The organism is Acidovorax sp. HMWF029, assembly GCF_003060895.1.
GTDB lineage: Bacteria > Pseudomonadota > Gammaproteobacteria > Burkholderiales > Burkholderiaceae_C > Acidovorax.
Map to the genome: position 1 here is coordinate 1 of NZ_QAIH01000313.1, position 6,911 is coordinate 6,911.

The window sequence follows — 6,911 nt, forward strand, 5'->3', positions numbered from 1 at the left end:
ATCCCCAGGCACCCCATCCCCAAGTACCCCACAGCCTGCAGCCCAGGCCCTGGGGCCGGGAGGGCAATGCAGAAACAGACACGGTAATGCCTCGATCACTACCAAATTCATAGCTACCAACGCTTATCCATCAGGCGCTAGAAGCTATTTTTATGCCACTTCCTACATCATGGGGCTATCATGTGGCAACCCGGGGCGGCCCATGCCCCGCAGCGAGGACGCCACCATGACCGTGCCCAGCATGCCCCCTTCTGTGAGCCTGCCCACCCATGACGACGTGGCCGCCGCCGCCCGGCGGCTGGCGGGCGTAGCACACCACACGCCTGTGATGCGCTGCAACACCATCGACACGCGCCTGGGCGCCAAGCTCTTCTTCAAGTGCGAGAACCTTCAGCGCACGGGCGCGTTCAAGTTCCGGGGCGCATACAACGCGCTGGCCCAGTTCAGCGACGCACAGCGCGAGCATGGCGTGCTCACCTTTTCGGCGGGCAACCATGCGCAGGCCATTGCACTGTCGGCCCGGCTGCTGGACATGCCCGCCCTCGTGGTGATGCCCGAGGACGCAGCAGCCTCCAAGATGGCCGCCACGCGCGAATACGGCGCCCAGGTGGTCACCTACAACCGCTACACGGAAGACCGCGAAGCCATCAGCCGCCAACTGGCCAGCGAGCGCGGCATGACGCTGATCCCCCCATTCGACCACCCCCACGTGATTGCGGGCCAGGGCACTGCGGCCCTGGAGCTGCTGCAGGAGGTGCCCGACCTGGACTATCTGTTTGTCTGCCTGGGCGGCGGCGGCCTGCTCTCTGGCAGCCTGCTGGCCGCGCAGTCTCTGGCGCCGCAATGCAAGGTGATCGGCGTTGAGCCCGAAACCGCCAACGACGCCCAGCAGTCGCTGCGCGCGGGCCACATCGTGCACATCCCCAACCCGCATACCATTGCCGATGGCGCGCAGGCCGCAAGCCTGGGCGAACTCACCTACCCCATCATCCGCGAGCATGTCGAAGACATCGTCACCGTGAGCGACCAGCAGCTCATCGAGGCCATGCGCTTTTTTGCAGCACGCATGAAGCTGGTCGTCGAGCCCACGGGCGCCCTGGCCTTTGCGGGCGTGCAGGCGTTTTCGGGCGAGGACAACGGCGCCAAGCTGCTGCAGGGGGAGCGCGTGGGCGTGATCGTGAGCGGAGGCAACGTCGATTTGCCGCGCCTCGCCCGGTTTCTGGCAGACTAGCCCCCACTTTTTAATGTCTGGCCACAGTGGCCCGTGCCCCGGCACAGGCCCGTCGGCCCCTCTTTCAGGTTCTCCATGAGCAACGTCACCGTCATCACCCACCCCCTCGTTCAGCACAAGCTCACGCTGATGCGCAAAAAAGACGCCAGCACCAACAGCTTTCGCCGCCTGCTGGGCGAACTCTCCACCCTGATGGCCTACGAAGTCACGCGCGACATGCCCCTGCAGGACATCGAGATTGAAACCCCGCTGGAGACCATGACTGGAAAGGTCATTGACGGCAAGAAGCTGGTGCTGGTCTCCATCCTGCGCGCGGGCAACGGCTTCCTCGACGGCATGCTGAACGTGGTGCCCGGTGCCCGCGTGGGCCACATCGGCCTGTACCGCGACCCCGCCACGCTGCAGCCTGTGGAGTACTACTTCAAGATGCCGTCCGAAATGGAAGAGCGCGACATCATCGTGGTCGACCCCATGCTGGCCACCGGCAACTCGGCCGCAGCATGCGTGGACCGCCTCAAGAAGCTCAACCCCCGCTCCATCAAGTTCGTGTGCCTGCTGGCCGCGCCCGAAGGTGTCGCCACGCTGCAAAAGGCCCACCCCGACGTGCCCATCTTCACCGCAGCCATCGACCGCGAGCTGAACGACCACGGCTACATCCTGCCGGGCCTGGGCGATGCGGGCGACCGCATCTTCGGCACCAAGTAAGAGCCCCATCCATACAAGCATCGGCCGCCTTCGGGCGGCTTTTTTTGTGCCCGCCCCATCCCGCCGCAACCCCGTGGCGACAGCCCACCCCGCACAGCGCAAATTTTTTACCACTTGGTTCAATCCTCTGGCAGACTGCAGCAGGCCCAGCGCTCGCTTTTGGCGCGCAAATTGCTAGTGTGCATGCACCGGCTTGCCGGGCCCCCAACTCCCCTTTGCCTGACTGAACCGACTGAAGGAACCACTCCATGAGCTCTCGCCGCGTCTTCACTGGCCATCTGCTGTCCACTTCATTGGCCCTGTCCGCCCTTGTCGGCCTGGCACCCAGCGCCGCGTTCGCACAAGCCAAACTCAAGGTCGCGGCGATCTACACGGTACCGTTCGAGCAGCAATGGGTCAGCCGCATCCACAAGGCCCTCAAGGCCGCCGAAGCACGTGGCGAGATCGAATACAAGGCCAGCGAAAACGTCAGCAACGCCGACTACGAACGCGTGATGCGCGAGTACGCCACCGGCGGCAACCAGCTCATCGTGGGCGAGGCCTTTGCGGTAGAGGCCGCCGCCCGCAAGGTAGCCAAGGACTTCCCCAAGACGTCGTTCCTGCTGGGCTCGTCGGGCAAGCCGCAGGCGCCCAACTTCAGCGTGTTCGACAACTACATTCAAGAACCTGCGTACCTCAGCGGCATGATCGCGGGCGGTATGACCAAGTCCAACAAGATCGGCATGGTGGGCGGCTTCCCCATCCCCGAGGTCAATCGCCTGATGCACGCCTTCATGGCGGGCGCCAAAGAGACTAACCCCAAGGTCGAATTCACCATCACCTTCATCAACAGCTGGTTTGACCCACCCAAGGCCAAGGAGGCCACCTTCGCCATGATCGACAAGGGTGCCGACGTGCTCTACGCCGAGCGTTTTGGCGTGAGCGACGCCGCCAAGGAAAAAGGCAAGCTCGCCATCGGCAATGTGATCAACACGCAGGACAAATACCCCGACACGGTCGTGGCATCGGCCATCTGGCACATGGAGCCCAGCATCGACCGCGCACTCAAGTTGGTGAAGGATGGCAAGTTCACCGCTGAGGACTACGGCCCGTATTCGATGATGAAGCACAAGGGCTCTGAACTGGCACCCCTGGGTACGTTCGAGAAGAAGGTGCCTGCCGACATCGTCGCCAAGGTCAAGGCGAAAGAGGCCGACATCCTGGCGGGCAAGTTCACCGTGAAGGTGGACGACAGCCAGCCCAAATCGACGGCCAAGTAAGGGGAGTGGATGACAAAACTCTTCTGGCGTTGTTGCTGTGTCTTGTCGTACTTGCAGTACTGCCTGCGACACAGCGCCTAGCCAGAACCGCTGCGCTGAGCTTTGTCAGCCACTCCAAATCACCCATGCGAGACAAAGCGGGTGAACACCTGGGCCACCACTTATCGCGGCGGCCCATTTTTTTGTCGCTATCCGTACGTCTCTGTCCCTGCCTCGTATGTTCATGACCACCTCCCTGTTCATTCCCTTGCGCCACTCCGTCGCCTCTCGTTTCACCCGCCTGCTGGGGTCACTAGCACTGGCTGGCGCACTCGCTGGTTGTGCATCCGGCCCGACAGGCAAGACGACTGTGCGGCTGGACGACACGCCCCGCATCGCCGTCATCTCCGCCTTTGCGCCGGAGCTGGCCGTGCTTCTGCCCCAGGTGCAGCAACCCGCCAAGCACAACATCAACGGCGTGGAGTTCACCACCGGCACGCTCGAAGGCAAACCTGTGGTGGTGTTCCTCTCGGGCATCAGCATGACCAACGCGGCCATGAACACCCAGCTGGTTCTGGACCGCTTCAACGTGAGCCATGTGGTCTTCAGCGGCATTGCAGGCGGCGTGAACCCCAGCCTGCACATCGGCGACGTGACGGTGCCTGCGCAGTGGGGCCAGTACATGGAATGGCTGATGGCGCGTGAAGACAAACCCGGCCAATACAGCGCCCCCGCCTGGATGCAAAGCGAGCTCGCCCTGCCCGCCTTCGGCATGATGCACCCGCGCCCCGTGGAGGTGCGCTCTGCCGCCCAGCCCAAGCTCACCAAAAAGTTCTGGTTTGAAGCCGACCCCAAGATGCTGGCCACCGCGCGCAGCCTGCAGAACGTGGGCCTGGAGCACTGCCTGGCTGCCACCTGCCTCAAGCAGCGCCCGCAACTGGTGGTGGGCGGCAACGGCGTATCGGGCCAGGCGTTTGTGGACAACAAGGTCTTCCGCGAATACGCCTTCAAGACCTTCGAGGCCAACGTGCTCGACATGGAAACCGCCGCCACCGCCATGGTGGCGCACAGCAATGGCGTGCCCTACATTGCCTTTCGCTCGCTGAGCGACTTGGCCGGGGGTGGCGAGGGCGAGAACGAAATGGGCACCTTCATGGGCCTGGCGGCGGCCAATTCGGCCAAGGTGTTGCGGGCGTTTTTGGCCAACTGGAAATAAATGACACAGTCCACGCCCCCCGTTCTGCGCCTCACAAACATCACCAAACGCTTCGGCAAGCTCGTCGCCAACGACAGCATCAGCCTGACCCTCGCACGCGGCGAAGTGCTGGCCCTGCTGGGCGAAAACGGCGCTGGCAAGTCCACGCTGATGTCTATCCTGTTTGGGCACTATGTGGCCGACGAAGGCAGCATAGAGGTCTTCGGCCAGCCCTTGCCGCCCGGCCAGCCGCGCGCAGCGCTGGCGGCGGGCATTGGCATGGTGCACCAGCACTTCACGCTGGCCGACAACCTCACGGTGCTAGACAACGTACTACTGGGCAGCGAGCCGCTGTGGCAGCCCTTCTCGCGCCGCAGCAGCGCACGGGCCAAGCTGCTGGCCGTTTCGCAGCAGTTTGGCCTGCCCGTCAGCCCCGATGCGAAGGTGGGCAGCCTTTCGGTGGGCGAGCGCCAGCGCGTTGAAATCTTGAAGGCGCTGTACCGAGGTGCCCGCATCCTGATCCTGGACGAACCCACCGCCGTGCTCACCCCGCAGGAGAGCGAGGCGCTGTTCGACACCCTGGCGCAGATGGTGGCGCAGGGCCTGTCCATCATCTTCATCAGCCACAAGCTGGGCGAGGTGCTGCGCGTATCGCACCGCGTGGCCGTGCTGCGCCAGGGCAAGCTGGTGGCCGAGGCCCCAGCGCAGGGCACCACGCAAGGGCAGCTCGCGCAATGGATGGTGGGCCACGCCATCGAAGCCGCCGAGCGCCGCCCCGCCAAGAACGTGGGCGAACCCATCTGCACCCTCAGTCACGTGAGCACCGCCCCTACAGGGCGCGACCGGCTGAACGATGTGTCCCTGACCCTGCGCGCAGGCGAGATCGTGGCGATTGCGGGCGTGAGCGGCAACGGCCAGGTGGCGCTGGCCGATGTGTTGTGTGGCGTACGCGCTGCCAGTGCAGGCCAGGTCACACTGCGTGGCGCCCCCTTGCAAGCACAGCCCGCGTGGCTGGTCGGCCAGGGCGTGGCCCGCATCCCCGAAGACCGGCACGCCGTGGGCGTGGTGGGCGACCTGCCGGTGTGGGAGAACGCCGTGGCAGAGCGCCTGCGCGGCCCCTGGTTTGCGCACCCGTGGTTTCGCGCCTTTTGGGTCAAACGCCGGGCTGCGCGACAGCATGCGCAGCGGGTGGCAGACACCTTTGACGTGCGCGGCGGTGGGCCGGATACGCCTGCGCGGTCGCTGTCGGGCGGCAACATGCAAAAGCTCATCCTGGGGCGGGCGCTGATGCCCCCCACGGATGGCTCGGGCAACCCGGCACAAGCTCCTCAGCTCATCGTGGCCCACCAACCCACCTGGGGGCTGGACATTGGTGCAGTGATGTTTGTGCAGCAGCAGCTCATTGCAGCGCGTGATGCCGGTGCTGCAGTTCTGGTGATTTCAGATGATCTGGACGAGGTGCTGGCACTGGGCGACCGCGTGGCGGTGATGCATGACGGGCACTTGAGCGAGGCGCGACGCGCCGAAGACTGGTCGCGCGAAGCCATCGGTCTGGCGATGGCGGGGGCTACCCCCACCGTTCGGGCTGAGCCTGTCGAAGCCCTGCGTGGCGCTTCGACAGGCTCAGCGTGAACGGTTCGTGTGGACGGATGCCGGATCAGTAAAAAACGCCCAAAGCAACAACCCCATGAGACTCGAAAAACGCAACCAGACCTCCCCCGCCGCCTACGTGCTGGCACCGGTGGGTGCCGTGGTGTTCACACTGATAGTCAGCGGCCTGCTGGTCCTGTGGGCCGGTGCACCCGTGGGCCAGACCTATGCACTGCTGCTACAAGGCGCCTTCGGTTCAGTGTTCGCACTGACCGAAACCCTCACCCGCGCCACACCGCTGATCCTCACCGGGCTGGCCGCCGCCGTGGCCTTTCGGGCGCGGCTGTTCAACATCGGGGCTGAGGGGCAGCTCTACGCCGGGGCGCTGGCCGCCGTGGCCGTGGGCGGCATGCATGGGGGCACGGGGCTGGAATGGTCGCCGTATGTGCTCTTCCCGCTGATGATGTTGGCGGCGGCGCTGGCGGGCGCGGCGCTGCTGCTGGGCCCGGCACTGATGAAGGCGCGGCTGGGGGTGGACGAGGTGGTCACCACGCTGCTGCTCAACTTCATCATGCTGTTGCTGGTGTCGGCCCTGCTCGATGGGCCGATGAAAGACCCGCTCTCCATGGGCTGGCCGCAGAGCGTGGCGCTGCAGAGCGACCTGGAACTCTCCAAGCTGGTGCCACAAACGCGCCTGCACACGGGCCTGCTCTGGGCCGTGTCGCTGGCCGTGATGCTGTGGGCGCTGCTGGCGCGCACGGTGCCGGGGTTTGACATTCGTGCTGCCGGGGCCAATGCGCGGGCTGCGGCTTTTGCGGGTGTGCCCATCACCCGCACGGTGGTGCTGGTCGCTCTGCTCTCTGGCGGGCTGGCGGGGCTGGCGGGGGCCATCGAGGTGGCGGGCCGCACCAGCTATGTGACGCTGGACATGTCGCCCGGCTACGGCTACAGC

Annotated in this window: 6 protein-coding genes; all 6 read left to right on the forward strand. The window is 65.1% G+C overall.

The window, feature by feature from the left end:
• Window positions 1-226 precede the first annotated feature (226 nt).
• Entirely contained in the window at window positions 227-1,231 is a 1,005-nt protein-coding gene (locus tag DBR12_RS20825) for a threo-3-hydroxy-L-aspartate ammonia-lyase (RefSeq protein WP_108618971.1), read from the forward strand.
• Window positions 1,232-1,306: 75 nt separating this feature from the next.
• Entirely contained in the window at window positions 1,307-1,936 is a 630-nt protein-coding gene (upp, locus tag DBR12_RS20830; protein WP_108618967.1) for a uracil phosphoribosyltransferase, read from the forward strand.
• Between the two features lie 248 nt (window positions 1,937-2,184).
• Window positions 2,185-3,195, forward strand: coding sequence for a BMP family protein (locus tag DBR12_RS20835; protein ID WP_108618968.1), 1,011 nt, complete (start codon window positions 2,185-2,187; stop codon window positions 3,193-3,195).
• A 223-nt stretch (window positions 3,196-3,418) separates the two neighbouring features.
• Window positions 3,419-4,390: a 5'-methylthioadenosine/S-adenosylhomocysteine nucleosidase gene (locus DBR12_RS20840; RefSeq protein ID WP_108618972.1), complete on the forward strand. Its 972-nt coding sequence runs from the start codon at window positions 3,419-3,421 to the stop codon at window positions 4,388-4,390.
• On the forward strand, window positions 4,391-6,001 hold the full coding sequence (locus tag DBR12_RS20845) for an ABC transporter ATP-binding protein (RefSeq protein ID WP_108618969.1): 1,611 nt from the start codon (window positions 4,391-4,393) through the stop codon (window positions 5,999-6,001).
• 55 nt (window positions 6,002-6,056) lie between these two features.
• The coding region (locus tag DBR12_RS20850; RefSeq protein ID WP_108618970.1) for an ABC transporter permease at window positions 6,057-6,911 on the forward strand (855 nt) is incomplete at its 3' end.

Coding starts and splice junctions, on each gene's coding strand:
- DBR12_RS20835 (WP_108618968.1), top strand. CDS start 2,185: ATGAGCTCTCGCCGCGTCTTCACTGGCCATCTGCTGTCCACTTCATTG.
- DBR12_RS20840 (WP_108618972.1), top strand. CDS start 3,419: ATGACCACCTCCCTGTTCATTCCCTTGCGCCACTCCGTCGCCTCTCGT.
- DBR12_RS20845 (WP_108618969.1), top strand. CDS start 4,391: ATGACACAGTCCACGCCCCCCGTTCTGCGCCTCACAAACATCACCAAA.
- upp (WP_108618967.1), top strand. CDS start 1,307: ATGAGCAACGTCACCGTCATCACCCACCCCCTCGTTCAGCACAAGCTC.
- DBR12_RS20825 (WP_108618971.1), top strand. CDS start 227: ATGACCGTGCCCAGCATGCCCCCTTCTGTGAGCCTGCCCACCCATGAC.